Origin of the sequence: Bacillus sp. FSL M7-0791 (assembly GCF_038627085.1) — a bacterium.
GTDB lineage: Bacteria > Bacillota > Bacilli > Bacillales > Bacillaceae > Bacillus > Bacillus safensis.
Map to the genome: position 1 here is coordinate 2,002,701 of NZ_CP152022.1, position 23,667 is coordinate 2,026,367.

A 23,667-nucleotide genomic window follows, 5' to 3' on the forward strand; every position below is an offset into this window, starting at 1 on the left:
GCAGGCACCCCCTGCTTTTTATTTATGCAAAAAATAGTGCTCTAATGAGAAAAGAAAACGAAGCTGTCTTTTTTTATGGAAATACCAGTCGGTCAGATCAATCTGCTTTGGTAGCGGCTCTGCCTCAAATAAAGATGGACTCAATTTCTTTTGAAACCAATCTTCCCTTTGATCGTCTAATGAATGTGTCATCACCGGATAAACCGTCCGAAGAAAAGGTGTTGACCTTCTAGCGATCCCTAAAAACGGCTCAAAATCAAACCGAGACCCCGTATGCGGAACGGTATGCAAAAAATGATAAAAATCCGAAAACAAATCGGCTCGAAATAATAGTTTCGCTAGTTTTTTACCTAATGTAATACGTTCCTTTACATTGGAAAACTTCCGTATGGTTAAGCCGTACAAATGCCCGTCCACCGTTGGAAAAACAACGGTTTGGAAATGTCCCCACTCGCTGAAAAGATATTGAATCGAGTGAAAAACATTCTTTTTCAGAAGAGGATTTTGTATAATAGGAGATTGTATAGTATATTGTTCATTTATGATGAGTGCATATAGCAGACGCTCTGTGTCACGCTTTAGCCAGAAACGTTCCCACTCAGCGCTCATAAACCGAGACACGGAGAAATAAGGCAGCAGATGAAACAAAGGTTTACTGCACCTTTTAGACCATTCATACAAAAGAAGCTGTGGGTAAGCATCCGAAAAGATCAGCCAATTCGCTCTTTCATATGCTGTGAAAAAAAGGTGCCCCTGCTGATCCGTTAAACCCGGATGGAAGAGCTCGCCCTTTAAATCCGTCATGGACCACCCAGCATTTCTCGAGACAAAGGAAGCGAGCAGCGACCATTTCATCTCTGGATGCCGGTCATAAAAGCGCTTGTAAGCATTTGTCCTCGTCAGGTTGTCTTTATTTTTTGCTTTCGTTTCACGCAAAATTTGCTGAGTGATGATGTGCTCTTCTTGGGACAACATGGTGATCTCTCCAATACAAAATGCATTAAAAGGAGGCTGAAACTTGATGATTCGGTATCCAAACGGAAAATCGTATCAGCCCATTCAACAAATTGGGACAAAAAAAAGAATCAGCGGCGAATCCTCTTATAGTAACCGCGGGATGACGCTTGAGGCTGATTTAAATGAAACGAACCAATACTATTTGGTCAACGGGATCGCAGTCATTCATAAAAAGCCTACCCCAGTTCAAATTGTGAATGTGGATTACCCAAAAAGAAGTGCTGCTGTCATTAAAGAAGCCTATTTTAAACAATCATCCACAACAGACTATAACGGGGTGTACAAAGGCCGCTATATCGATTTTGAAGCAAAGGAAACCAAAAGCACTACCTCGTTTCCGCTCAAAAATTTCCACGACCATCAAATTGAGCATATGAAACAGGTTGAAAAGCAAGGCGGCATTTGTTTCGTTATTATATCCGCTTTTGGCTCCGTTTATTATTTGCCCGCTTCAGATCTCTTTTACTTCTGGGAGCGGCAGAAGAAAAACGGCCGTAAATCCATTAGCAAAGACGAATTAATGGAAGCTGGCCACATAATGACACTTGGATATTCGCCAAGAATTGATTATATTAAAGTAGTGGAGACACTTCATTTTTCGGATGAAAGCAATCAGCAATTACGTTCGAAAAAGGTTTAACACGAAAGGTTGAGATGTGATGTCTGATCAATTTACAAGTCGTGAACAGCGACGTAAAGCAAGTCAAGTTAACAATAAGAAGCAAAAGAACAAAAAAGGCAAAAAGAAAGCAGGTCTATTTAAAAAAATATTTTTATCTTTACTCGTGATCGGTCTACTTTGTTTAGTTGCCGGAATCACAACTTTTGCCGTTTTTGCATCAAGCGCTCCTTCTATTGATGATAGTAAGCTTAAAACACCATACTCTTCAAAGCTTTATGATAAAGACAAGAAAGTGTTTGCAGAAGTTGGTGCAGAAAAAAGAACGTATGTCTCGATAAAAGATATACCCGATGTGGTAAAAGACGCATTTATTGCGACTGAAGATGCACGTTTTTATAAGCACCACGGGATTGATCCAATCCGTATCGGCGGTGCCCTTGTCGCAAACGTTGAGGACGGCTTTGGTGCTGAAGGCGGAAGTACCATTACACAGCAGGTTGTGAAAAACTCCCTCCTAACCAATCAAAAGACGTTAAAACGGAAAGTACAGGAAGTATGGCTCTCGATTCAGCTTGAGCAAAAATACTCTAAAGATGAAATTTTAGAAATGTATTTAAACCGGATTTTCTTCTCTCCTTATGCTTATGGAGTTGGGAAAGCAGCTGAACAATTTTTCGGAGTCACAGATTTAAATAAACTAACCGTTGCACAAGCTGCTACACTTGCAGGTATGCCGCAGAGTCCTTCTGCCTATAACCCAGTGAAACATCCCGAGGCAGCGGAAAAACGCCGTAATATCGTTTTAAGCCTTATGAAAAAACAAGGCTACATTTCAGAAAAAGAATATGACGTTGCAAAAGCAACCCCTGTCAGCAAGACAGTTGTTTCAGCTAGTAAATATAAGAGCCAAAACTCTAGTAAGTACTCTGCCTACATTGAAGAAGTGATGGAAGAAGTACAGAAAAAAGCCAAAGTGGATGCATCAACTGATGGATTAAAAATCTATACTTCCCTTGATCGAAATGCACAGGATCATCTAAATGATATCATCAATGGAGATTCAGTTGGATTTACGAAAGGGATGCAGGCGGGTGTGACCCTGCTTGATACGAAAAATGGTGAAATTCGCGCCATTGGCGGTGGACGTGATGTACCAGCCGGCGGCTTTAACTATGCGACGGATGCTAAACGCCAGCCAGGCTCCACAATCAAACCGATCTTAGATTACGGCCCAGTCATTGAAAACAAAAAATGGTCAACATATCAGCAAATTGATGATGCACCGTATACGTACTCAAACGGTACGCCGATTAATAACTTTGACAGAAGACACTTAGGGAAAATGTCGATGAGAAGTGCTTTGGCACAATCACGTAACATTCCTGCCCTAAAAGCTTTCCAAGAAGCTGGTACAGACAATGCCGTTCAATTCGCTAATAACTTAGGTATGGACTTACCTTCTGACATTCCAGAGTCCTACTCAATCGGTGGATTTGACGATGGTGTCTCCTCCCTGAAGATGGCTGGAGCATTTAGTGCATTCGGTAATAACGGATACTATAATGAACCGCACGCTGTTACATCTGTTGAATTTAATGATGGGACAAAGCTTGACCTTACGCCGGACTCAAAAGCAGCAATGAGTGATTACACAGCATTTATGATTACAGATATGCTGAAAACTGCTGTCCAATCTGGTACTGGTACACTTGCACAAGTACCGAACGTTCAAGTAGCTGGTAAAACAGGTACAACGAACTTCACACAAGATGTTATTAATAAACACAATATCCCTTCTGGCGGTGCGAAAGATTCGTGGTTTGTCGGTTATACTCCACAATACACAGCAGCCGTTTGGACTGGAATCGGTAATTCAAAAGATGCAGACGGCAAAGTATGGCTGAATGAAAACGAGCAGCGTGTTGCCAAAATTGTCTTCCAGCGATTAATTTCTCAAATTGATGATGGAAGCGGCTCATTTGAAAAACCAGACAGTGTCGTTGAAGCTACGGTTGAAAAAGGATCCGATCCTGCAAAATTAGCCGGACCGAATACACCAAGTGACAAGAAGACAACAGAATACTTTGTAAAAGGTACGGTTCCAACAAAAGTGTCTGACACTTTTGAGAAAAAAGAAGCCGATAAGCCTTCTGACTTAAAAGCGGTGTATGATGAAGAGAAAAAATCCATCACACTGACTTGGGGCTATTCTGACGACGCTGATGCTACATTTAATGTCAAGCAAGCAGTTGATAATGGCGGCTATAAAGATATTCAAAACAGCTCTGCTAAAGAAGCGGTCATCTCTGATGTGAAGCCTGGCTCCACTTATAAATTCCAAGTGACAGCCACTGTAGATGATGTCACGAGTAAAGCGGCTTCTACCTTCCTCACCATTAAGGATGACGCAGATGAGGAAGAAAAAGCGGATGATGAGAATAAAGAAGAAGAAGAACCGCAGAAGCCTGACGACGAACAGACAGACCAAACAGACGATAACAAAAATCAGCCCCCTGGCACTGATGAGCAAAAGCCTGATGACAAAAAAGATCAAGATAAGGATCAGGACCAAGGTGGAAATACAGAAAACGGAAATAATGGTTCTTCAGAAAATGGCTCAGACAGTACAAATGGGAACAGCAACTCGCAAACTGATAATAAAGATAAAAAGAAAGATGATGAGAAAGCCAACTCTCAAAGTTCCAATTCGCAATCAAATGCTACTTCTCTAAAAGAAGATGAATAATGAAAAAGCACTTGCCTCCTTGGCAAGTGCTTTAAGATTGTTGACAAAGGGCTAAAATGATCTTTATTTTAGCCCTTTGTCTTCTTTTCAGCGTGATAGAAAACCTTTGCAGTCTAGGAAGGACGAGCATCGGAGCGGAGCGAATTTAACATTCGTGAGCACCGGAGCGCAGGACTGACAACGAATGCGAGGGTTTGTCTACACGCTTGAAAGCACTTGCCTCCTATGGCAAGTGCTTTTTTTAACGCTGCTGTCTGATTTTCTTAAGTGCTTCATATTTTCCATACTGCTTTTTTAATTCCGTGTATAGCTCGTCCAATTGAATAAAGCAGTGATATTGAGTTGGTTTTAGCAAAATGAACTCTAAACGTTCCGTCCAATTAATCGGAGCAACAGGAAATGTCTCTTGCTTGATATGTTCCCATTCAAACGTTTGGACACTCTCCCCTTTGATCCAGTAAAACATCGCAATCATACTGACGATTCCTTGCAGCATATCATCTTCTTCACAGCGGGATTTTCTTGTTTGGAAACGAGGAAGCATTTTTTCTTTTAATTCGTCCCACAGCTCAAACATCGCAGGAACAAATTCTTCCGTTTCCTGCCATGGAAACTCGTCTGTTAAAACTTTTGAAGATAGATCATATGCGAGCGGATTGGCTCTCAGTATATCTACTCGATCACCTTTAATCTCTACCTTTTTTTCTTTTAGCTTTTCGACATATGAGGTGAAAACAGCTGCCCCGCTCATGCCAGCTTCACCAATCCTTTTTTCAGCCTCTTCTGCCCTTCTCTGCACATATCAAGAAGTGGACATGATTCGCACTGCGGCCGCTGCGCCTTACAATGATATCTCCCAAAAAAGATCAGACGGTGATGCGTCACAGACCAATCTTCTTTTGGCACCTTTTTCATCAAGGTTTGCTCTACTTCAAGCACAGAATCCTTCCAGCGGCAGATGCCTAGACGCTTGCTGACTCGTTCTACATGTGTATCTACTGCTATTGCCGGTACCCCAAAAGCGACTGAAACGACGACATTTGCTGTTTTCCGGCCAACCCCAGGAAGCTTAACAAGCTCGTCCCGGTCCTTTGGTACTTCACCGCCATATTCTTCAATCAGCATTTTGCTCAACTTTTGAATGTTTTTAGCCTTATTTCGATAAAGACCAATCGAGCGAATATCTTGCTGGAGTTCTTCAAGCGGTACACTTAAATAGTCTTCTGGTGTTTTATATTTTTGAAATAACGTTTTGGTGACCTTGTTTACAAGCACGTCCGTACATTGAGCAGAGAGCGCAACAGCAATCACAAGCTCAAATGGATTGGCATGAACAAGCTCACACTCAGCCTCTGGAAACATATCTCCTATAATATCTAAACACTCATTGATTTGTTTTTTTGATAACATGCCTTCTCCTTTATTGGTTATTGTTCCAGCCAATTATAAAAAGGAACTTGTCGTTTATAAGTGGACGTCTCTTCGTTTGAAGGTGGCGTTTTCTGCTGAGAACGGAAGTGCTGGCTATGTTCTTTTGCTTCTTTCGCTGTTTTCAGCCCTTTCTTTTTCCACTCAAATAAAATTCGATCAATATAACGGAAATTTAATTTCCCTGATAAAACGGCTTCTCTTAGTGCTAGCCGAATCATCTCAGCATCATGATGGTCTTGATCCATCCAGATCGAAAGTGTTTCTCCTTCAAGAGGTGACAGCGGTCTGCCGAATTCATCTTCAAATAAAGCATATAAAGATTTTTCAGCCTGCACCTGTTGTTTTTGAACTTCTTTCGCCTGTTTTGTTTCTAAAAAGTCATACAGCACGCCCCATAAAGGTTCTACTGAGTAACGGTCATGCTGAATACCAGACCTGTCTTCAAATGGCTGAATCGAGATAAATCCTTTTTGAATCAGATGCTGAACCATATACGCGCACTCTTCCGCTGAAATGGTCATCCCTTGAGAAAGCTCTTCAAATGTTTGAAAGAAAACGCCTTGTTCTTCATTCATTTTAATTTTGAGCATCACCATCATCTGTGATTCATTCAGTCCTAACTGCTCATAATGAGCAATCAGCAAATTAGGCAAACTTGTCGACCCCATTTGCTGCATATTAATAAATTGCTGCCTATTCATCGGATACACCTCTTCACTTTAAGTATATCACGTTTTATTTCACGTGCCTCTCTAAAAAGACGTTTGAAAAAGCCTCCATTTGTTGGAGGCTTTCACGTCTTAAGGGTATAAACGGTTTAATAATCTTGGGAAAGGAATGGTTTCACGCACATGCGGCGCTCCGCTAATCCAAGCAACTGTACGTTCAAGCCCAAGACCAAAACCTGAATGCGGTACAGAACCGTATTGTCTTAATTCTGTATACCATTTGTAAGTTTCCTGATCAAGCCCATGTTCTTTCAATCTTGCTTCAAGAAGCTCTAAATCATGAACACGCTCAGAACCGCCAATAATCTCTCCGTAGCCTTCTGGTGCAATCAAGTCTGCACAAAGGACAACATCTTCACGATCCGGTGCTGGCTGCATATAAAACGGTTTTAATGATGTTGGGTAATGAGTGATAAACACTGGTTTATCATAGCTTTCGGCGATCGCAGTTTCGTGAGGCGCTCCGAAGTCATCTCCCCATTCGATATCATCAAAGCCTTTTTCCTGCAAGAATTTAATCGCTTCATCGTAAGTGATGCGCGGGAATGGTGCTTTGATATTTTCTAATTTTGCTGTATCACGGCCTAGCGTTTGCAGCTCCACTTTACAGTTTTCAAGTACACTTTGCACAACATGAGACACATAATTTTCTTGATACTCAAGGTTTTCATTGAATTCGACAAAAGCCATCTCCGGCTCGATCATCCAAAACTCAATTAAATGACGTTTTGTTTTAGATTTTTCAGCTCTAAATGTTGGGCCAAATGAGAATACTTTTCCGAGTGCCATTGCTGCAGCTTCCATGTAAAGCTGGCCACTTTGAGAAAGGTATGCATCTTCATCAAAATATTTCGTAGCAAACAGTTCCGTTGTGCCTTCAGGTGCACTTCCAGTTAAAATTGGCGGATCTACTTTCACGAAACCTTCTTGATGGAAGTATTCATATGTAGCACGAATAATTTCGTTACGGATTTTCATAATGGCATGCTGTTTTTTAGAACGAAGCCATAAATGACGGTGATCCATTAAGAATTCTGTTCCATGCTCTTTTGGTGTAATTGGATAATCTGTCGCTTCATGAATCACTTCAATGGATTTCACTTGCAATTCAAAACCTAGCGGTGAACGCTCATCTTTTGTCACTTGACCTGTTACATAGACAGATGTTTCTTGTGTGACTGATTTCGCAAGCTTAAAGACTTCCTCTTCCACTTCTGCTTTTACTACGACTCCTTGAATAAAGCCTGTCCCGTCACGCAGCTGCAAAAATGCAATTTTTCCGCTTGAACGTTTATTGGCAATCCACGCGCCGATGGTTACTTCTTGATCAACGTGTTTGAACACTTGATTAATCGTTGTTTTCAACATAATTCCCTCCAAAGCCAGAAAGAAACTCACCTATTTGGCAGGTGTGAATCTTTTTTCATACATTTTATTATAACCGTTCTAAATCAGCATGGTCAACGCAAGACAGGAGAAACTACGGTGTTAAATTTTTTTCCACGTGTCCTGTCGAGAAGTCGACATAGCTGAAGCTATATTGATTGTTTTCATTTAAGTATGTCACTTCCCAAAGAAGTACGTCACCTTCTCTCGCTAATTTGACTTCTTTTAGCTTAGAGACCGTGTTCTCCTTTTGAACGGCTTGTACTGCTTGATTCGAGGTAATGCCTTCTTTTGCTTTTTTTGCGATCACTTTTTCTTTTTTGCTGGCAGGAACCCAAACGTAGGTCGTTTCATTCTGTTTGTTTTTCCCTTCAACAATAAATTGTTTTTCTTTCCCGACAAAGGTTTCCACTTGCTCCACTTGTACGATGTTTGCTTGTTCTTTTGCTCGTTCGATCGCTGCTTCATGCCCTTGTTCTCTTTGTCCCATGGCAATTTGATAAATCCACGTAAAGCTGATGATGCCAATAAGCAGAACGAGAGCCACTACAGATGAAATAATCCAGACTATTTTTTTCATGTCAAGCTTCCCCTATGTGCGATATATCGTAAATACCGCTTGATTTTGGTCTTCTTGATCTAATGCTAATCCAAACATGAGATCTTCTCTTTTAAGCGTTCTGTTCAATAAATCAACGATTTTGTATAGGTCTTCTGAATGCTTAATTTGAACAGTTGAAAGTACCTCTATTTTACTTTCCACTTCTAATTCCTCCTCGGTACGTAAATATTGTTAGTCATACTTTTCTGCACGGGAACCGATACTATTTTTACAACGGAACATAAAAAGCCGTTACGATAAATTAACTCCAAACCCACACCAGCTAAAGGCCGCTTATGACAGCGGCTTTTCGTTGTTAAGGTTTTCTATATACGCCTCAAGTGACTCTTTTGACATCTCGTGAACCGGCGCATGAGGGAGTGATTCTAAAAATAGTTTTCCATATGAAGCTGTTTTCACTCGGCGGTCTAAAATCAGCAATGTGCCTATGTCTTTTTCAGAGCGCAGCAAGCGTCCAGCTCCTTGCTTAAAGGTTAACACAGCTTCTGGTAAAGCGACCGCTTTAAACGGATTCTTCCCTTGTTTTTTAGCTGCATCACATTTGGCTTCAATGAGAGGAGAATCAGGCGGCCTGAACGGAAGACGTGCCATGATGACTGTTGTCAGCTCTGAGCCCGGAAAATCAACACCTTCCCAAAAACTACCCGTACCAAGTAAAATGGCTTGTTTTGCTAATTTGAACATTTTCGTTAATTTTACAGGGCTTCCGCCTGTCAAACCTTGAGCAAAAAGGGCTGACTGCATCCCTTCTGTTTTTAGCTCTTCATAGACTGCTTTTAACATCTCATGTGAATTAAACAAAACCAATATTTTTGCATGCTGCTGCTTTTCCATAACCTTAATATATTGCGCAGCCTGCTTTACATAATCTCGTTCATCACGGTTCGTAATCGGCGGCATGTCTGCTGGAACAATGACCTTAAGCTGTTTTTCAAGTTCAAAAGGTGAATCAATTTGCACAAGATGAGGGTAAAAATCTTGCAGGCCAAACCGTTCCAAGCAATAATCAAAGCGGTGATTGATGGTGAGTGTCCCTGATGTGAGGACAACACTCTTTTTGTTCATAAAGAAACGATCAGCCAAAAGCTCCCCAGTATCTAACGGCTGTGCATGCATAAAGACTGCGTTTTTGGCACCTTTTGCATCAATTTCAATCCAAACCGTTTCATCGTTTTTCGGTTCAAAGATAAATCGGTACAGTGTACTGCAAAAAGTATGCATAAACGACATGACTTGGTCGTATTCCTCTGCTTCAAAGGCAAAGTGTTCTGTCAGCTGATCACTTTTTTGAAGAAGCTCATTTTTTTGCTGTTCATACAGTTTCTCACAAGCAATTAACAAGGAACAAAGCTTACTTGCCGTTTCTTTAATCCGTTTCCACTGAGCATGCTTTGAATGATGACGTACTCTATGAATGAGACGATTGATGTCGGCTTTTGGTTTTGTCCTTTTCACAAATGAATGGACGGTGCTAAAGAAAGCGTCACTTTCTATTTGAAGCTGATTGAGATACTCATCCATTTCAATAAAGGTGTCTGTCTGTAACCCTGCATGATGAAATCTCTTTTTCAGTTTCTTTAACAGTCCGCCTTGCAAGGAGCCAAGCTGCGTTAATTTCGCGTGAAGCTGGATATAAGACGCACTATCCCCTAGTGTTTCATTTGCTGTTTTCTCAAATTGATGGGCTTCGTCTATCACATATACGTCAGCATGCTGAAAGATAGACGATGCCTCCGTTTGCGATAAAAGCAGACGATGATTCGTTAAAATTAAATCAGCTGTTCTTGCCCTTTTTTTGGCGCGCTCATAAAAGCAATACTCTTTAAAACGGCGCTTTTTCGATGTAAACGGCATATGCACACAAGAAATGCGGTCTTTTATATTGGCAGCTCCTGACGGTAAATTCAGTTCAGATAAATCACCTGTTTCTGTTACAAGGAGCCACATTAAAATTTGCGCCTTCGTTAAGACGACATCATAGTTATCATCTTCCTCATGAAGCACATGCTCAAACTTATCTAAACAAATGTAATGCGCCCGACCTTTAAATACACAGGCAGCAGGCTCAAACGGAAGCAATTGATTCAACATCGGCACATCGCGCTGAAGCATTTGCTGCTGCAAAAGTATGGAATATGTACTAATAATGACAGGTTTTCCTGATTTCCTCGCTTCTAGAGCAGCTGGGATGAGGTAAGCGAGCGTTTTCCCAATACCCGGTGCCGCTTCAATTAATGCATAAGCTCTTTCATGAAACACGTCTCTCACTTTATTCATCATCGTAAGCTGGCCTTCTCTTACCTCATAGCCTTCTACCGTTTGCGGAAGCTTCTTTTTGATTTCCTCAAACAGCTGTTCATCATCTTCACTTACTGAATGTGTCGCCCTGCTGATAGGATTGGTGACATCTTTTACAGCAAAAGAGCCGACTTCCACTAAAGAATCTTCCCAGCTAGCATGGCTTGTTTCAAGCTGCTTAATTAAAAGTCCTATATCACTTAGGAGATAAGAGGATAATCTGCGCAGCTGCTTCAGCACATTTTTCGGTGTATGTTTTAATTGATGTAATAAAGTTAAAAATAACATGGCAGTAACTTCCGCATCACTATCCGCCCTATGCGGGTGGTCATGTGGAAGCATGAGCTCTTCACTTAATTCAGTGAGCTTATAACCTTCAAGCTCAGGATAAAGAATTCTAGAGATCTCAACTGTATCAATTGCTAGCACATCCAGCTCATGTTTCCCGCATGCTTTTAGTTCATCATTTAAAAAATTCAAGTCAAAATGAACATTGTGCGCAACAAAATAAGCACCCTGTATGAGATCATACACCTCTTGGGCAATGTCCTCAAAAAACACCGCATCGTCAACCATGTGCTGCTGAATGCCTGTCAGCTGTTCAATAAATCCTGGGATTGCTTTTCCCGGGTTCACATATTTTGAATACCGTTCGACAATTTGTCCATTTTCAATGACCACCGCAGCTATTTGAATGATTTTATCACCCTTTTTAGGTGAATTCCCGGTGGTTTCAATATCAACGACAACAAACCTTTGATCGGTCATAAAATGGACACCTCAATTCCTCGTTTCACCCTGAAGTGAAACACGCTCTGGACAAAATAGATGAAACAGAACAGCCTCTGTTCTGAAACTGTTCTGTTTCCACGGAGCCTGCGTTATAAAATCGTTCTCGCAGGCTCTTGCCCAATCATTTGTTCAATTTGATTTTGTTTATTTAACACGACCACTTTTGGTGTATGTGTCTTAGCTTCTTCTTCTGACAGCATCCCATAAGCGATAATAATGACTTCATCCCCTGGCTGAACGAGTCTCGCCGCCGCCCCATTTAGACAAATGACACCGCTCTTTCTTTCGCCGGGAATAATATATGTTTCAAGTCTTGCGCCATTATGATTATTGACAATTTGTACTTTCTCATTTGCCATCATACCTGCCGCATCAAGTAAATCTTCGTCAATCGTAATACTTCCTACATAATGTAAGTTTGCTTCTGTTACCGTTGCTTTATGAAGCTTAGATGTCATAAAGGTTCTATACATGTTTTTCACCGCTTTCAGGAACATGGAAAATCACATTATCAATCAGTCTTGCCCGTGAGAATTTCACCGCAACCGCCATAATGACTTGACCTGCTAACTGCTGAAGCGGCTCAAGTTCTGGATATGAATAGATCTCAATATAATCTATTTCTCCGCACGTCTGAACAAGTTCCTCTTCAATCAGCTGATACACACGACTGACATCACGTTCACCGTTTTCAACAGCTGACCGTCCTTTTTTTAATGCGCGGTATAAAGCGGGTGCTTCTTGTCTTTCTTTTTCTGACAAGTACACATTCCTTGAGCTTTTCGCTAAGCCGTCTTCTTCTCTGACTGTCGGTACAGATACAAGGTGAAGACCAAAGAAGAAATCCTTGATCATCGCATCGATCACAGCGACTTGCTGTGCATCCTTTAGTCCAAAGTAGACATTTGTTGGTGACACAAGATGAAACAGCTTTGTGAGCACAGTGACAACGCCGTCAAAATGTCCTGGACGTTTTTTTCCGCATAAGACATCTGTCCGCTTTTGAACCGTCATCGTAATAGATGGTTCATTTTGGTACATTTCCTTCACATCAGGTGTAAATAAAATATCCACCCCTGCTGCTTCTGCCAGACGCTGGTCTCTTTCCATATCCCTTGGATAGGATTCAAAGTCTTCATTTGGTCCAAATTGCAAAGGATTGACAAAAATACTCATCACGACAATGTCATTTTGACTTCTTGCCTCTTTCGCAAGCGTCAGATGTCCTTCATGAAGAAAACCCATCGTTGGGACAAAGCCGATGGAATGCTGTTTTTCTTGATGCTGCTTGATTAATTCTTTTAGCTCGTGAATATGGGTGACAACGTTCATTTTTTGATTCCCCCATATAAGCCATCAAGGACTTCTTCTTTGATATGAAACGTGTGCATGTCCTCTGGAAATGTGCGTGCTTTTACTTCTTTTGTATATTGAATGAGCGCTTCTTCTAAAACAGTATCAATTTGCGCGTATTGTTTCACAAACTTAGGTGTTCTAGACACCCCGTATCCTACCACATCATGGTAAACGAGAACTTGTCCGTCTGCCTCAGCTCCTGCACCAATTCCGATCACAGGAATCTTCAGCATGTCGGTAATTCGTTTTGTCAGTTCGCCAGGTACGCATTCCAGCACAAGAGCGATTGCGCCGGCTTCCTCACATTTCAAGCTGTCTTCAATCAATTTTTGAGCACTTTCGTGGTCTTTTCCTTGCACTTTATACCCGCCAAGTACACCAACTGATTGAGGTGTGAGGCCTAAATGACTGACGACAGGAATTCCGCCTCTTGTTAAAGCTTGAATGGATTCAAATACTCCGTCTCCGCCTTCTAGCTTTAAGGCATCGGCACCACTTTCTTGCATGATGCGTGCAGCATTTTTCATTGTTTCTTCTAACGAATAATGGTAAGACATAAATGGCATATCAGTCACAACAAATGTGTCTTTTGCGCCTCTTTTCACTGCTTTTGTGTGATGGATCATATCATCCATCGTGACTTGAACTGTAGAATCTAGTCCAAGTACAACCATCCCAAGTGAATCACCAACTAAGATCATGTCGACTTCCGCTTTTTCCGCTTGCTTTGCAGCTGGATAGTCGTATGCGGTCAGCATCACAATAGGTTCGTTTTGTTCTTTCATTTTGAAAAAATCTAGCTTTGTCTTCATTTGTTCCTCCTCATTCTGGAGAGGAGATGGCTTGCCTCACATCACATGCTTTAATTTCTCATGTGCGGCGAATCATCCCTCTGTCCAAGTCCCTTAGGATCAAGGCAGAAATTTATCGAATTTTTATTCCTAACAGGTACAGTTCTTTGCAGATACTGCCCACACGAAGTATATCAAAAATGTGCCGGGTGTTCCACTCAAGTTGACTTGATCTCAATGTCTGCGGAGTAGATTTTTTGGATACCGTCCTCCGTTTCAAGCAATAAAACACCTTCTTCATTGATGCCAAGCGCCTTCCCCGTATATTGCCCATTGACGGTGCGGGCAACAATATGTTGACCGATCGTCATCGCAAACGATTCCCATAATTGTTTAATGGGCGCAAACCCTTGCTTCATATAATCATCATATCTTTTTTCAAAAGTGGACATGATCTGTTGTATAAGTGCAGCGCGATCCACTTTTTCATTCAGTTCCATCCGCAGACTTGTGGCGACATCCTTTAGGTCATCCGGGAAGTCATCAGCTGTTTGGTTCACATTTATGCCCGGTCCAATAATAACCGCATGAACTTGGTCAGCTTCTGCTTTTAATTCAGTCAGAATGCCAACGACCTTTTTTCCATTCAACAAAATATCGTTTGGCCATTTAATAGATGGACTGAGTCCTGTTTGCTGCGCAATCGCTTCTGCGATGGCTACAGATGCCAAAAGCGTCATTTGCGGCGCTTTATGCAGCGGAATTTCAGGCCGGAGAATGAGACTCATCCAAATGCCTGTCCCGTTTGGTGAATGCCACGTTCTTTGAAGACGCCCTTTTCCGTTTGTCTGATGATCACTCACAACGATTGTGCCGTGGGGCGCACCTTCATTGACAAGATCATGGGCAATCAGCTGAGTTGAAGCGACTTCTTTCTGAAAGTAAATATGCCTGCCGAAGCTCTCTGTTTCAAGACCAAACAGAATTTCGTCCTCACTAATTTTGTCCGGTTTACGAAGCAGACGGTATCCTTTTCTTCTAACTGCTTCTACCTCATACCCCTCTTTTCGCAAGTCCTCCATATGCTTCCACACAGCTGTTCGGGAGCAGCCAAGTTCATCACAAATCTGCTGACTTGAGACAAAATCCTCACTGGATGCTGTAAATAGTTCAATTAATCGTTTTCTAATTGCGGATCGCATGCTTTAAGCCACTCCTCTATGGCTTCTTTTCGGTTTTCTAAACGGTTTTGCAAAACGGCTTTTTTCACAAAATTGAGCTCCTCTGCAATCCATTTCCCAGACGTCTTTTGCCGAAAGGCCATTAAATCTTTTCCTGAAACAGCGAGGTCTTGGAGCTTTTTAATCGGCAGTGCATCATAAGAACGCTTCGCTGCCTCCAGCTCATCAAAGAAAATGCGGCGCTCATGTTTTAGCTGTGTGATCTTCAAACTAGATAAGAGCACGTGTTCACCAGCTTCAAACATGTTTTCCGCATCCCAGTCACAATCAACGTATTTACTAATGGCTACTGCTTCTTTCAAAAGCTTGGTTGACAGCTTCCATTCTTTTAAGAAGGCCGCAGCCTCCGCTTCATCTAGGCCGAGCAAATGGATGCAAGCCCCCCATACCTCTTCTAGTCCATCCAGTAAGTAATATGGAAAGGCTTGAAAGGATTCATGAAGACGCTCCTCTTTGAGACCTGGCAATTCTTCATATAATTTGGTTGAAATGAGTACTTGAATGGCCTGCTCACAATGACGGCCTTTTAAAAGCTTCTCCATTTCAATCTTTTTGCGCTCAACTGATATATTGGCAAGCAGATGCTTATCCTTTTTCATTGCTTCAGCCGTCTCATCAGCGAGCTCAAAGCCAAGCTGGCTTAAAAAACGGACAGCTCTCATCATGCGAAGCGCATCTTCTTGAAAGCGGCACGCAGGATCTCCTACGGTTTGAATTCGTTTCCGCTTAATATCCTGTTTACCACCTACATGGTCAATGATTTCCCCATTTATATCCATGGCCATCGCATTAATCGTTAAATCTCTTCTTAAAAGATCTTCCTTCAGCGACGTGATAAACGCCACTTCTTTCGGTCTGCGAAAATCTTCATATTCTGATTCCGTTCGAAACGTCGTGACCTCATAGCTGACACCATCATGCAACACAATGACAGTGCCATGCTCCTTACCGACATCTACTGTTTTTTCAAATAAAGACTCAACCTTATCAGGTGTTGCATCTGTCGCAATATCGATATCACCGATTTCCCGCCCTAATAGAACATCTCTCACCGCTCCCCCGACAAAGTAAGCCTGATGCCCATGTTCGTGCAGTGTATGTAATATAGGGATCGCATGTGTGAATGGTTCATTCATCTTCATCATCACCTTCGATCAATTCTAGGTAAAGCTTCTCATATTCACTCACAATCTTATCAGAGGAGAAATGAGCCTGAACACTAGACTGAGCTGCCGCTGACACTTTTTCATGAAGCGCTTCGTCTTTCAGCAGAGACACTGCGTGCTTTGCTGCTCCGTCTATATCGCCGAGCGGGACAAGAAACCCTGTTTCTCCATGTGTAATGACCTCTGGAATACCGCCGACATCCGTACCGATACAAGGAACACCGCACGCCATTGCTTCAAGAAGCACAAGCCCAAAGCTCTCCTTCTCTGAAAGAAGCAGCTTCAAATCACTTATTGAATATAGCTCCTCAACCTTCTCTTGCTTGCCTAAAAACAACACGCGGTCTGTCAGTCCTAATTTTTTCACGAGTTCACATACAACCGATTTCTCAGGACCATCACCAATGAGCAGCAGCTTTGCCTGCACCTGTTCAGCAATCTTTTGAAACACATGAATCACGTCATGTACCCGTTTCACCTTTCGAAAGTTTGATACATGAATGATGACCTTTTCGTTCGGTAAAAGACCATAATGTGTCTTTAGCAAATCGTGATCTTCACGCAAATACACCCGTTCATCTACAAAATTATGAATCGTATCAATCTTTTTATCTGGTTTAATGAGATCGTATGTCTGCGCAACTAATGAATGCGATACCGCTGTTACGCGATCCGATGATTCGATGGCAAACCGAATCACTTCTTTTAATGATGGATCATAGCCTAAAACCGTAATATCCGTTCCATGAAGCGTCGTAACGACTTTCACAGAGTGTCCAGTCATTTGTTTGGCTAGAAACGCACAGACAGCGTGCGGGACTGCATAATGCGCGTGAATAATATCAAGCTTTTCTCGTTTTGCGACTTCTGCCAATTTACTTGCCAGCGCAAGGTCATAAGGCGGATATTGAAATACTGCATATTGATTCACATCCACCTCATGAAAATAAATATTCGGATATACTTTATTAAGCCTAAACGGAATGCTAGAGGTAATGAAATGAACATCGTGCCCTTTTTCAGCTAAACGTTTTCCAAGCTCCGTGGCTATAATGCCTGAGCCGCCGACACTTGGATAACAAGTAATTCCGACCTTCAGTTTTTTCATAATTACCCCCCAAGTAAGTCATCGTCCAACAAAAGTGGTTTCTTTGTGATAAACCCTTCTGCATAAGCTTTGTTGACTTCTCTTCCATACATAGACTCTCTCATTTTGACAAAATCAATATAACCGTTCACAAGAGGTGTCTCTACTGAGTTTGCCGATTTAACAAATTGGCTTTTATACGCATGCAGGCTATCAATTTTTTGGTGCATTTCCTCAGAAATATCGATCACAAAATCTGGACGATGGTGCCCATTAATCATGTAATAATACATTTGGCTTATTTTATGCGCTGGCTGCTTGTATGAATCTTCAAATTTATGTATACCTGCAGAAAAAGCGGCCTCTTCTACAAGTGAGCCCGCATGGCCATGATCTGGATGCCGATCTTGGTGGTACGGAGCGAAAATCAGTTTCGGTTTGTAAGTTCGAATCACGCCCGCAATTTCCTTCATCGCTTCGTCGTTTAGATAAAGCCCTCTATCTGGCAGTGTAAGCTGGATTCTCGCTCTGACACCTAAAATAGCGGCGGCGGCTTTTGCTTCTTCTTTGCGGCTCTCTACTGTTCCATTTGAAGATAATTCGGCCTGGGTCAAGTCGCAAATCCCGACACGCGCCCCTTTTTTTACGTATTTTGCAATCGTTCCGCCCATTCCGATCTCTACATCATCGCTATGGGCACCGAATGCAAGGATATCAAGTCGTTTCATTTGTTCCTCCGTTTTTTGCTACATCTCGAAAATCAAACGTACCTTTATTTAAATTCCTGACTAAAATTTCAGCAGTTCCCATATTGGTGGCTAATGGAATGGTATACACATCGCAAAGCCGGATGAGTGCAGATACATCCGGTTCATGCGGCTGCGCAGTTAGCGGGTCTCTAAAAAAGAGCACAAGATCCATTGCATTATCAGCAATTAAAGCACCGATCTGCTGATCTCCCCCAAGTGGTCCTGATTGGAAACGATGAATGGGAAGCCCCGTCGCTTCTTTCACTCTCAAACCTGTTGTCCCTGTTGCGTAAAGTGTATGATCTGCCAAAATATCACGGTACGCAGTGGTAAACTGAATCATGTCACTTTTTTTCTTATCATGAGCGATTAAAGCAATGTTCATCAGGAATCCACTCCTTATTAGTCGATGATATTTTCTAAACCATAAACGAGCTGATCAATGTGCATGACCTGCTCTACTGAAAGCTTCACGCCTGACATAAAGGATGCACGGTTAAAAGAATCATGACGAATGGTGAGCGTCTGTCCGTCCATTCCAAACAGCACTTCTTGATGTGCAATCATGCCAGGAAGTCTCACGCTGTGCAGACGGATACCATCATAATCTGCTCCTCGTGCACCTTCGATTAATTCTTTCTCTTCTGGATGTCCCTGCTTTTTGCTTTCTCTTACTTCTGCAATCATTTCAGCCGTTTTTAAGCCCGTACCGCTTGGGGCATCTAGTTTTTTATCATGGTGAAGCTCAATGATTTCAACGTCAGGAAAATAATTCGCTGCCATTTTGGCAAATTTCATCATTAAGACCGCACCGACAGCAAAGTTTGGTGCAATAATACAGCCTATGCCCTTTTCTTCTGTTAATTGCTGAAGCTCTTTTAGGTCATCTTCTGAAAATCCAGTTGTTCCGACGACTGGACGCACGCCATGTTCAAGTGCTTTTTTTGTATGTACTTTCCCGATTTCTGGTGTTGTTAAATCAATTAATACATCTGGTGTTGTTTCTGAAAGACACACATCAATATCCGTATAAATTGGCGCATGAGATGTCGTATGAATCACATCAGATAATTTTTTTCCTTCATGCGCGTGATCAAGTGCTGCCACCAGCTCAAAATGGCCTGTTTCTTCCGCCAGCTTCACAGCCTCTATCCCCATTCTTCCTCTTGCTCCAGCGATTACTACTTTGATGGTTTCGTTCGTCATCGTCTCTACTTCCCTTCTTTTTTCGTCCAGCGGTCTTTATCTCTTGTGTTGAATTTATGCATCACACGATCATGTGCTTCTTCTAGTGAAATATCAAGTGAATTAGCAAGGCATGTTAACACAAACAAAACATCGCCAATTTCTTCTTCCATGCTTTTTTCTGTTTCCGTTGTTTTTTTCGGCTTTTCTCCATAGTAATGGTTAACCTCTCTTGCCAGCTCCCCTAATTCTTCTGTCAGGCGGGCCATCATGGCAAGCGGGCTGAAATAGCCTTCTTTAAATTGTCCTATGTAATCATCTACTTCTTGCTGCACGTGACGCAGCGTTTTTTCTTTCGTCATGAAGCTCATCCTCCTATCCATCTCTTACATGTTAGCGAAATCATAAATATTTGACAAATGTTTAAGACTCAGTTTGCTTGTTTCTCTCCCATACCATATAATATTATCGCTGTCTAAGCAAAAAAAGGAGTGGTCTCTTGCTAAAAGAAATTCGTCTTAAAAATATCGTATTTATTTTAATAGGATCTGCGATTTTTTCTTTCGGTCTTGTTCATTTTAATATGCAGAACAATTTGGCGGAAGGCGGATTTACAGGTATTACACTGCTTTTATATTTTCTATTTCACATTGACCCATCTATTTCAAACCTTGTCTTAAACATTCCGATCTTTTTTATAGGCTGGAAAATGCTCGGCAGAACGATGTTTACTTATACAATTGTAGGAACAGTGAGTCTTTCTGTCTTTCTTGCCATCTTCCAGCGCTTTCAAATACATATGCCTCTCCAGCACGATTTAGCCTTAGCCGCCCTCTTTGCAGGTGTATTTATCGGAACAGGCCTCGGAATCATATTTAAATTCGGCGGTACAACAGGCGGTGTGGACATCATTGCAAGACTGATCAACAAGCATTATCAGGTGGCAATGGGACGAACAATGTTCATCTTCGACGCATGCGTCATTACCATCTCTCTGACCTACTTAAATTATAAAGAAGCGATGTATACACTTGTCGCAGTGTTTGTTGCTGCGAAGGTCATTGACTTCATGCAAGAAGGCGCTTACGCTGCCAAAGGCGCCATGATTATCTCTGAAAAAGATGACATCATTCAAAAGAAAATCACGGATGAAATGGAGCGCGGTGTCACCATCTTAAAAGGGGTCGGTTCCTATACGAAACAGGAGCGCAACGTTCTTTATTGCGTCGTTCCGAAAAACGAGCTTGTCCACCTTAAAAGCGTCGTGACCTCAGTCGATCCTCATGCGTTTGTATCTGTCAGTGACGTGCATGATGTACTCGGTGAAGGCTTTACATTAGATGAACACAAAAAGCCGCTCAATCCACATTAAAAAAGAAGCACCAGTTTTGGGCTTCTTTTTTTATGATTTAGGATAATCAGCCTGACGTTTTTGCTTCTTTTCTTTTTCTGCACGATATTTCCGAAATCCAACATACGTTAACGTTAATAAAATGATACTCCCGGTTGTTATGATGACCCATAAAAGCGATGGATCCGCTTCATCTTCATCGACGTGAGCAAACACACTCGATAAATCCTCTTCCAGCTTCGTGAGACGTTCAAGCTTTGTCCCACTTGATGCTTTTAAAAATTCACCTTGCTCAATCACTTCCATGTGCTGCTTAATCGTCTGCAGCTTTTCAGGCGAAATATCAATGGTTAAACTTGGATAGATCATATCGTATAAAGAAACCAGCTCATTCCAAGTTTCATAAAATGTCGTCGATTCTGGATCTTTTACTTCTTTTTTCAAAGTAGGAAAAGAGCCCATAATAGGCTTCTCCAGCGAACCCCAAAGAGGCTCAGAATCCGACTGGATCGCATCAAGCAGCATTCTAAATTGAGAGGCATAACGAAGCTTTTCGCGCTCATTCAATTCTTCCTGCGGCAGCCCTTTTATCATATCTTGATAGCCAAGTGTAATTTGCCGAATCTGCGTATTCGTCAAAGTTCCACGCCAATTCTCAGCTTTAAATGTCTTTTCAACATACAATGCGACTTGTAACGCCTCATCATATTTAGCTTGTCTCGTTAATTGAAAGATGGAATCTGATAGTTCCGTTAATTCTTGCAGCGTGTTAGCAGCTGTTTCCTCACCTTTGACAACTGCTGGCTGTAATACGAGAAAAAATAATAGAATCATCGCGATTGGCTTTCGTTTCATGCAAGTCCCTCCTAGCCCTTCTCCTTACAGCGTATGAAGAAAAGGACAAGGTTAGACCAACATTGTTAAGGGAGTTCCAGCTTGACCGATTTTTTCGATAGAACAAGATAATACGAAACAAGAAGAACCGCAATACTTAGCCAAAACGTCACGTAGCCGATCTCGTTTGAGTAAGCAGACAGCATAGAATAACGGGGCATCATACCAAATACATAATCAATTACATCATTATGTAAGATCCAAATGCCTGCTACCACGAGATGACGCATTTGAAAACGATAATATGGCGCAAACAATACAGCCTGAACCGCCATCGCAAAGTGAGACCCAATCAGCATGTAGCCTTCCCACGGAAAATCATCGACAGATAAAAGCACAAAGATATTCATTCCTACCGCCCATAACCCATATTTAATCAAGGTCACAAGAGCAAGTGCTTCAAAATAAGGAGCATTTCGTTTCATCAAAAACGCAAGTAATACAAATAAAAAGAAAAAGCTGGCCGTTGGACTGTCTGGTACAAAAGCTAAAAAAACAGCCGGTGTCTCTACGAGCTGCGGAATATACCAATAGTAGCCGTACACAGTGCCAAGGAAATTGATCATAAGCACCAGCACAAGCATGTAGCGCGTCGCTAGCAAATATTGAATCCATCTCATATGTCTCTTCACTCACGATCTGTTAAAATCAGAAAAAAGCTGACAGCGCCAGCTTTTTCTCTTTTGAGTATATCCTTGTACTTGCATTTAAACAACTGAATTATTTTGATTTGACCTCAGATAAATATTTAGAGAGCTTCTCAAGTTCTTCATCACTGCCTTTAAAGACACCCTTCGGCATGTTGCCTTTTCCTTCTACAGCGATTTTAGCGATCTCCTCAGGCGAAAGACCGTTGTCAACAAGTGACGGTCCAGCTGCTCCGCCCTGCATGTTATCCCCGTGGCAGGAGATACATGTCTGCTCTTGATAAATTTTATATTCTTCAGCTGAAGTATCAATCTCTGCTTCTTTCTTAATCTCACCTTGTTTTGCCGCTGCTTCCCAATCATGAGTTGCAACAGACTCCCACGTTAAATATGTTGCTGCGCCGACTGCAAGAATCATCATCCCGACTGCAATTGGTCTTCTATACGGTCTGCGTTCTGGACCTGAATCAAGAAATGGTGCGAGCAAAAGTGCACCAAACGCAATTCCAGGCATAATCATCGCGCCGACGACAGTGAAGCTTCCTGCAGCAAATTCATATTTTAATAACTGGTACAAAAATAGGAAATACCAGTCTGGCAGCGGAATATAGCCAGTATCTGTTGGATCAGCCATCCGCTCAAGCGGAGGCGCATGAACAACAGTTAGGACAAGAAAGCCAATTAAAAAAACGGCACCTACAAGCCATTCCTTTAAAAGAAAGTTCGGCCAAAAGGCTTCTGTTTTTCCCGGATATTCGGAATAGTCTTTAGGTATGTTAGGTTTTCTTTCTGCCGGTATTCTGGAATCTCCGACAAACTTCATCCCTTTTCCCCTATGCAAAGTCATCCCCTCCTCATTGAACATTCATCAAACGCAGCATTTTATAGCGGTCCAGAAATTCCTTGCTTACGAATCATAATAAAGTGGGCAGCCATCAGCCCAAATAATGCCGCTGGCAAGAAAAAGACATGGATAGCGAAAAATCTCGTCAGCGTTTGTGCCCCTACAATGTCAGGATGACCTGCAAGCAGCGTTTTGATCTCTTTACCAATGAAAGGTGTTGCTTCTGCTATTTGAAGACCAACCTTCGTCGCAAACAGCGCCTTCATATCCCATGGTAAAAGATAACCTGTAAAACCAAGTCCAAGCATCACAAAGAAAATGAGCACACCAACAATCCAGTTCAGCTCTCTAGGCTTTTTATACGCCCCTTGGAAAAAGACCCTTAGCGTATGTAAAAACATCATCACAATGACTAAACTCGCACCCCAGTGGTGCATCCCTCTGACAATCTGGCCAAATGCCACTTCATTTTGCAAATAATAAACAGATTCCCAGGCATTTTTAATATCCGGCACGTAATACATCGTTAAAAACATGCCCGAAAGGACTTGAATGACTGTCACAAAAAACGTTAAACCGCCAAAACAATACACAAAAGCGGAGAAATGATGTGCTGGGTTGACGTGCTCTGGCACCTCGTGATCCGCAATATCTCTCCATATTGGTGTAATGTCCAGCCGCTCATCTACCCAATCGTAAATCTTGTTAAGCATC

25 protein-coding genes are annotated in these 23,667 nt (G+C 41.9%); 3 read left to right on the top strand and 22 right to left on the bottom strand.

What is annotated here, in order from left to right; translation table 11 throughout:
* Positions 1-18: 18 nt before the first annotated feature.
* Positions 19-975, bottom strand: coding sequence for a DUF2515 domain-containing protein (locus MHI08_RS10130; RefSeq protein ID WP_044333251.1), 957 nt, complete (start codon positions 973-975; stop codon positions 19-21).
* Positions 976-1,021: 46 nt separating this feature from the next.
* Between MHI08_RS10130 and recU the strand changes: the two genes are divergently transcribed.
* Complete coding sequence (recU, locus tag MHI08_RS10135; RefSeq protein WP_024428112.1) at positions 1,022-1,657, top strand: Holliday junction resolvase RecU; 636 nt, start codon at positions 1,022-1,024, stop codon at positions 1,655-1,657.
* Between the two features lie 19 nt (positions 1,658-1,676).
* Positions 1,677-4,385, top strand: coding sequence for a PBP1A family penicillin-binding protein (locus MHI08_RS10140; protein WP_342499605.1), 2,709 nt, complete (start codon positions 1,677-1,679; stop codon positions 4,383-4,385).
* A 241-nt stretch (positions 4,386-4,626) separates the two neighbouring features.
* Here MHI08_RS10140 and MHI08_RS10145 read toward each other — a convergent pair whose 3' ends face one another.
* The 17 genes from MHI08_RS10145 to MHI08_RS10225 form a co-directional block, all read right to left on the bottom strand.
* Positions 4,627-5,136, bottom strand: coding sequence for a YpoC family protein (locus MHI08_RS10145; protein WP_342499606.1), 510 nt, complete (start codon positions 5,134-5,136; stop codon positions 4,627-4,629).
* Complete coding sequence (nth, locus tag MHI08_RS10150) at positions 5,133-5,795, bottom strand: endonuclease III (protein WP_024422776.1); 663 nt, start codon at positions 5,793-5,795, stop codon at positions 5,133-5,135. The genes MHI08_RS10145 and nth overlap by 4 nt, the downstream gene beginning before the upstream one ends.
* 17 nt (positions 5,796-5,812) lie before the next feature.
* Positions 5,813-6,517: a DnaD domain-containing protein gene (locus MHI08_RS10155; protein WP_024422777.1), complete on the bottom strand. Its 705-nt coding sequence runs from the start codon at positions 6,515-6,517 to the stop codon at positions 5,813-5,815.
* Between the two features lie 99 nt (positions 6,518-6,616).
* Positions 6,617-7,909, bottom strand: coding sequence for an asparagine--tRNA ligase (gene asnS, locus MHI08_RS10160; protein ID WP_024428109.1), 1,293 nt, complete (start codon positions 7,907-7,909; stop codon positions 6,617-6,619).
* Between the two features lie 115 nt (positions 7,910-8,024).
* Positions 8,025-8,510 carry a cell wall elongation/penicillin-binding protein regulator TseB gene (gene tseB / locus MHI08_RS10165; RefSeq protein ID WP_024422779.1) on the bottom strand — a complete coding sequence of 162 codons (486 nt, stop codon included), beginning with the start codon at positions 8,508-8,510 and terminating at the stop codon, positions 8,025-8,027.
* 12 nt (positions 8,511-8,522) lie between these two features.
* Positions 8,523-8,693 (bottom strand): YpmA family protein, encoded by a 171-nt coding sequence (locus tag MHI08_RS10170; RefSeq protein ID WP_065214698.1) that lies wholly within the window; start codon positions 8,691-8,693, stop codon positions 8,523-8,525.
* 132 nt (positions 8,694-8,825) lie between these two features.
* A complete protein-coding gene (gene dinG, locus MHI08_RS10175; protein WP_342499607.1) occupies positions 8,826-11,618 on the bottom strand; it encodes an ATP-dependent DNA helicase DinG in 2,793 nt (930 codons plus the stop codon).
* A 113-nt stretch (positions 11,619-11,731) separates the two neighbouring features.
* Entirely contained in the window at positions 11,732-12,115 is a 384-nt protein-coding gene (gene panD, locus MHI08_RS10180; RefSeq protein ID WP_024422780.1) for an aspartate 1-decarboxylase, read from the bottom strand.
* Positions 12,108-12,974, bottom strand: coding sequence for a pantoate--beta-alanine ligase (gene panC / locus MHI08_RS10185; RefSeq protein WP_342499608.1), 867 nt, complete (start codon positions 12,972-12,974; stop codon positions 12,108-12,110). Before panC ends, panD begins: the two co-directional genes overlap by 8 nt.
* Positions 12,971-13,810, bottom strand: coding sequence for a 3-methyl-2-oxobutanoate hydroxymethyltransferase (panB, locus tag MHI08_RS10190; RefSeq protein ID WP_024422781.1), 840 nt, complete (start codon positions 13,808-13,810; stop codon positions 12,971-12,973). The genes panC and panB overlap by 4 nt, the downstream gene beginning before the upstream one ends.
* A 197-nt stretch (positions 13,811-14,007) precedes the next feature.
* Complete coding sequence (locus tag MHI08_RS10195; RefSeq protein ID WP_025093069.1) at positions 14,008-14,991, bottom strand: biotin--[acetyl-CoA-carboxylase] ligase; 984 nt, start codon at positions 14,989-14,991, stop codon at positions 14,008-14,010.
* On the bottom strand, positions 14,964-16,166 hold the full coding sequence (locus MHI08_RS10200; RefSeq protein ID WP_024428104.1) for a CCA tRNA nucleotidyltransferase: 1,203 nt from the start codon (positions 16,164-16,166) through the stop codon (positions 14,964-14,966). The genes MHI08_RS10195 and MHI08_RS10200 overlap by 28 nt, the downstream gene beginning before the upstream one ends.
* Entirely contained in the window at positions 16,159-17,304 is a 1,146-nt protein-coding gene (bshA, locus tag MHI08_RS10205) for an N-acetyl-alpha-D-glucosaminyl L-malate synthase BshA (protein WP_342499609.1), read from the bottom strand. The genes MHI08_RS10200 and bshA overlap by 8 nt, the downstream gene beginning before the upstream one ends.
* 2 nt (positions 17,305-17,306) lie before the next feature.
* Complete coding sequence (gene bshB1 / locus MHI08_RS10210) at positions 17,307-18,011, bottom strand: bacillithiol biosynthesis deacetylase BshB1 (RefSeq protein ID WP_024422785.1); 705 nt, start codon at positions 18,009-18,011, stop codon at positions 17,307-17,309.
* The gene (mgsA, locus tag MHI08_RS10215; protein WP_024422786.1) at positions 17,998-18,417 is read right to left on the bottom strand and encodes a methylglyoxal synthase; all 420 of its coding nucleotides are present in this window, start codon (positions 18,415-18,417) and stop codon (positions 17,998-18,000) included. The genes bshB1 and mgsA overlap by 14 nt, the downstream gene beginning before the upstream one ends.
* A gap of 17 nt (positions 18,418-18,434) precedes the next feature.
* Positions 18,435-19,238, bottom strand: coding sequence for a 4-hydroxy-tetrahydrodipicolinate reductase (dapB, locus tag MHI08_RS10220; protein WP_342499610.1), 804 nt, complete (start codon positions 19,236-19,238; stop codon positions 18,435-18,437).
* 5 nt (positions 19,239-19,243) lie between these two features.
* Positions 19,244-19,579, bottom strand: coding sequence for a nucleotide pyrophosphohydrolase (locus MHI08_RS10225; protein WP_024422788.1), 336 nt, complete (start codon positions 19,577-19,579; stop codon positions 19,244-19,246).
* A gap of 137 nt (positions 19,580-19,716) precedes the next feature.
* Here MHI08_RS10225 and MHI08_RS10230 point away from each other — a divergent pair, with 137 nt between their 5' ends.
* Positions 19,717-20,589, top strand: a complete 873-nt coding sequence (locus tag MHI08_RS10230) for a YitT family protein (RefSeq protein WP_024422789.1) — start codon at positions 19,717-19,719, stop codon at positions 20,587-20,589.
* Between the two features lie 30 nt (positions 20,590-20,619).
* Here the strand turns inward: MHI08_RS10230 and ypjB are convergent, their stop codons facing one another.
* The 4 genes from ypjB to qcrB all read right to left on the bottom strand — a co-directional run bounded on the left by ypjB (position 20,620) and on the right by qcrB (position 23,666).
* Positions 20,620-21,423, bottom strand: a complete 804-nt coding sequence (gene ypjB, locus MHI08_RS10235) for a sporulation protein YpjB (RefSeq protein ID WP_342499611.1) — start codon at positions 21,421-21,423, stop codon at positions 20,620-20,622.
* Positions 21,424-21,488: 65 nt separating this feature from the next.
* A complete protein-coding gene (locus MHI08_RS10240; protein WP_024428102.1) occupies positions 21,489-22,082 on the bottom strand; it encodes a DUF1405 domain-containing protein in 594 nt (197 codons plus the stop codon).
* 100 nt (positions 22,083-22,182) lie between these two features.
* Positions 22,183-22,950 carry a menaquinol-cytochrome c reductase cytochrome b/c subunit gene (locus MHI08_RS10245; RefSeq protein ID WP_039179522.1) on the bottom strand — a complete coding sequence of 256 codons (768 nt, stop codon included), beginning with the start codon at positions 22,948-22,950 and terminating at the stop codon, positions 22,183-22,185.
* Positions 22,951-22,991: 41 nt separating this feature from the next.
* Positions 22,992-23,666 (bottom strand): menaquinol-cytochrome c reductase cytochrome b subunit, encoded by a 675-nt coding sequence (gene qcrB / locus MHI08_RS10250; RefSeq protein WP_003215804.1) that lies wholly within the window; start codon positions 23,664-23,666, stop codon positions 22,992-22,994.
* Position 23,667: the final 1 nt, after the last annotated feature.

Bases quoted from the DNA above. Each gene is read 5' to 3' on its own strand.
- panB (WP_024422781.1), bottom strand. From the start codon at position 13,810: ATGAAGACAAAGCTAGATTTTTTCAAAATGAAAGAACAAAACGAACCT.
- panD (WP_024422780.1), bottom strand. From the start codon at position 12,115: ATGTATAGAACCTTTATGACATCTAAGCTTCATAAAGCAACGGTAACA.
- recU (WP_024428112.1), top strand. From the start codon at position 1,022: ATGATTCGGTATCCAAACGGAAAATCGTATCAGCCCATTCAACAAATT.
- tseB (WP_024422779.1), bottom strand. From the start codon at position 8,510: ATGAAAAAAATAGTCTGGATTATTTCATCTGTAGTGGCTCTCGTTCTG.
- panC (WP_342499608.1), bottom strand. From the start codon at position 12,974: ATGAACGTTGTCACCCATATTCACGAGCTAAAAGAATTAATCAAGCAG.
- ypjB (WP_342499611.1), bottom strand. From the start codon at position 21,423: ATGAAACGAAAGCCAATCGCGATGATTCTATTATTTTTTCTCGTATTA.
- dinG (WP_342499607.1), bottom strand. From the start codon at position 11,618: ATGACCGATCAAAGGTTTGTTGTCGTTGATATTGAAACCACCGGGAAT.
- MHI08_RS10225 (WP_024422788.1), bottom strand. From the start codon at position 19,579: ATGACGAAAGAAAAAACGCTGCGTCACGTGCAGCAAGAAGTAGATGAT.
- MHI08_RS10140 (WP_342499605.1), top strand. From the start codon at position 1,677: ATGTCTGATCAATTTACAAGTCGTGAACAGCGACGTAAAGCAAGTCAA.
- bshB1 (WP_024422785.1), bottom strand. From the start codon at position 18,011: ATGAAACGACTTGATATCCTTGCATTCGGTGCCCATAGCGATGATGTA.
- MHI08_RS10145 (WP_342499606.1), bottom strand. From the start codon at position 5,136: ATGAGCGGGGCAGCTGTTTTCACCTCATATGTCGAAAAGCTAAAAGAA.
- MHI08_RS10155 (WP_024422777.1), bottom strand. From the start codon at position 6,517: ATGAATAGGCAGCAATTTATTAATATGCAGCAAATGGGGTCGACAAGT.
- MHI08_RS10130 (WP_044333251.1), bottom strand. From the start codon at position 975: ATGTTGTCCCAAGAAGAGCACATCATCACTCAGCAAATTTTGCGTGAA.
- MHI08_RS10195 (WP_025093069.1), bottom strand. From the start codon at position 14,991: ATGCGATCCGCAATTAGAAAACGATTAATTGAACTATTTACAGCATCC.
- mgsA (WP_024422786.1), bottom strand. From the start codon at position 18,417: ATGAACATTGCTTTAATCGCTCATGATAAGAAAAAAAGTGACATGATT.
- dapB (WP_342499610.1), bottom strand. From the start codon at position 19,238: ATGACGAACGAAACCATCAAAGTAGTAATCGCTGGAGCAAGAGGAAGA.
- bshA (WP_342499609.1), bottom strand. From the start codon at position 17,304: ATGAAAAAACTGAAGGTCGGAATTACTTGTTATCCAAGTGTCGGCGGC.
- MHI08_RS10240 (WP_024428102.1), bottom strand. From the start codon at position 22,082: ATGAGATGGATTCAATATTTGCTAGCGACGCGCTACATGCTTGTGCTG.
- qcrB (WP_003215804.1), bottom strand. From the start codon at position 23,666: ATGCTTAACAAGATTTACGATTGGGTAGATGAGCGGCTGGACATTACA.
- nth (WP_024422776.1), bottom strand. From the start codon at position 5,795: ATGTTATCAAAAAAACAAATCAATGAGTGTTTAGATATTATAGGAGAT.
- MHI08_RS10200 (WP_024428104.1), bottom strand. From the start codon at position 16,166: ATGAATGAACCATTCACACATGCGATCCCTATATTACATACACTGCAC.